The organism is Gemmobacter sp., from assembly GCF_016792925.1.
Classification (GTDB): domain Bacteria; phylum Pseudomonadota; class Alphaproteobacteria; order Rhodobacterales; family Rhodobacteraceae; genus Gemmobacter.
The window spans coordinates 1-2,231 of record NZ_JAEULU010000210.1; the positions used below are offsets into that span (position 1 = coordinate 1).

The 2,231-nt window shown below is 68.2% G+C and carries 1 protein-coding gene and 1 pseudogene; one reads left to right on the forward strand and one right to left on the reverse strand.

Translation table 11 applies throughout. The features are described from left to right. Positions 1 to 132: 132 nt before the first annotated feature. Positions 133 to 1,665, forward strand: a complete 1,533-nt coding sequence (locus JNN06_RS10050; protein ID WP_291239455.1) for a cryptochrome/photolyase family protein — start codon at positions 133 to 135, stop codon at positions 1,663 to 1,665. Here JNN06_RS10050 and JNN06_RS10055 read toward each other — a convergent pair. Beyond that, positions 1,662 to 2,231: pseudogene (locus JNN06_RS10055) on the reverse strand (DNA repair protein RecN); the annotation flags it as partial. The gene JNN06_RS10050 and the pseudogene JNN06_RS10055 sit on opposite strands and share 4 nt — an antisense overlap.

Consider the following 2,231-nt stretch of genomic DNA (forward strand, 5'->3'; position numbering starts at 1 on the left):
TACCGCGCGCTATCAGGCCAGCCACCCGACGATCCCGCCCGAGGAGGCCGCCCTGCGCCTGCTCGCCACGCTGGATGCGCTGACACCCGCGCAAAGCGGGGGCTTTTACGACAGTCGCGGCGCGGTGATCGCATGGTGACGCCCCGCCTGATCCTTGTGCTGGGCGACCAGCTTTCCGAAAGCCTTTCGGCGCTGGCCGCCGCCGATCCGGCGCGTGATCTGGTGGTGATGGCCGAGGTGCGCGCCGAGGGCGTCTATGTGCCGCATCACCCGCAAAAGATCGCGCTGATCCTGGCGGCCATGCGCAAATTCGCCGCGCATCTGCGGGCGCAGGGCTGGCGCGTGGCCTATGGCGCGTTGGATGATCCCGACACCGCGCCCTCGATCCCGGCCGAATTGCTGCGCCGGGCCGAGGAGTTCGGCGCGGCGCAAGTCATCGCCACCCAGCCCGGCGACTGGCGGCTGATACAGGCGCTGGAAGCCACGCCTTTGCGCCTGACGCTGCTGCCCGACACCCGGTTCCTCTGCCCTCCGCAGGTTTTCGCCGCTTGGGCGGAAGGCCGCAAGACCTTGCGGATGGAATGGTTCTACCGCGAGATGCGCCGCCGCACCGGGCTTTTGATGGAGGGCGACAAGCCCATCGGCGGCCAGTGGAATTTCGACAGCGAGAACCGCAAACCCGCCCAGCCCGACATGCTGCGCCCGCGCCCGCTGCGTTTTACGCCTGATGCCGAGACCGAGGCCGTTCTGACGCTGGTTGAACGCGAATTTCCCGGGCATTTCGGCCAACTGCGCCCCTTCGCTTGGGCCACGACGCGCACCGATGCCTTGCTGGCGCTGGATCATTTCATCCGCGAAAGCCTGCCGCGTTTTGGCGACGAGCAAGATGCGATGCTGGCGGATGACCCGACGCTCAGCCATTCGCTGCTGTCGCCCTATATCAACCTTGGCCTGCTGTCGCCGCTGGAGGTCTGTAAGCGTGCCGAAGCCGCCTTTCACGCGGGCAAGGCGCCCCTGAACGCGGTGGAGGGCTTCATCCGCCAGATCCTTGGCTGGCGCGAATATATGCGCGGGATCTGGCAGATACAGGGGCCGGATTACCTGACCCGCAACGCGCTGAACCATACGGCGCCCTTGCCCGCCGCCTATTGGGGGGCGCCCACGCGGATGGCCTGCCTGAAATCCGCCGTCGCGCAGACCCGCGACACCGCCTATGCCCATCACATCCAGCGCCTGATGGTGACCGGCAATTTCGCCCTGCTGGCAGGGGTGGACCCCGCGCAGGTGCATGACTGGTATCTGGCGGTCTATATCGACGCGCTGGAATGGGTGGAGGCGCCGAACACATTGGGGATGAGCCAGTTTGCCGATGGCGGTCTGCTCGGTTCCAAGCCCTATGTCTCCTCGGGCGCCTATATCGACCGGATGTCGGATTATTGCGGCACCTGCGCCTACCGGGTGAAGGAGCGCAGCGGCCCGCGCGCCTGCCCGTTCAACTTGCTCTATTGGCAGTTCCTGCACCGCCACCGCGCGCGGTTCGAGGGAAACCCGCGCATGGCGCAGATGTATCGCACATGGGACCGGATGGAGGCGCAGCACCGCGACACCGTGCTGGCCGAGGGGCGCGCCCTGCTCGCACGCCTGCATGCGGGCGAAATGGTTTAGGCGTCCAGCAAGGCGCGGGCGGCAGCGCGGGCGGCATCCGACACGGTATCGCCCGCCAGCATCCGCCCGATCTCCTCCACCCGCTCCGGCGCCGACAGCGGCACCACGGTCGAGGTGGTCATGCCGTCCGCCACGCGCTTTTCCACCCGCCAGTGATGCGCGCCAAGCGCCGCCACTTGCGGGCTATGGGTCACCACCAGCACCTGTGCCTGATCCGACAGCGCCTTGAGCCGCCGCCCGACCGCATCCGCCGTGGCCCCGCCCACGCCGCGGTCGATCTCGTCAAAGATCATCGTGACGCCGGGCGTGTCGCCGGTGAGGCAGACCTTCAGCGCCAGCAGAAAGCGCGACAGCTCGCCCCCCGAGGCGATCTTGTTCAGCGGCCCCGAGGGCGCGCCGGGGTTGGTGGCGACGGTAAAAGCCACCGCATCGGCGCCTTCCGGCCCGGCCTCGCCTTCGGTCACCTGTGTGACGAAACTGGCGCGCTCCATTTTCAGCGGCGCAAGCTCTGCCGCCATGGCCGCATCCAGCCGCCCCGCCGCCGCGACCCGCGCCACGGTCAGCCG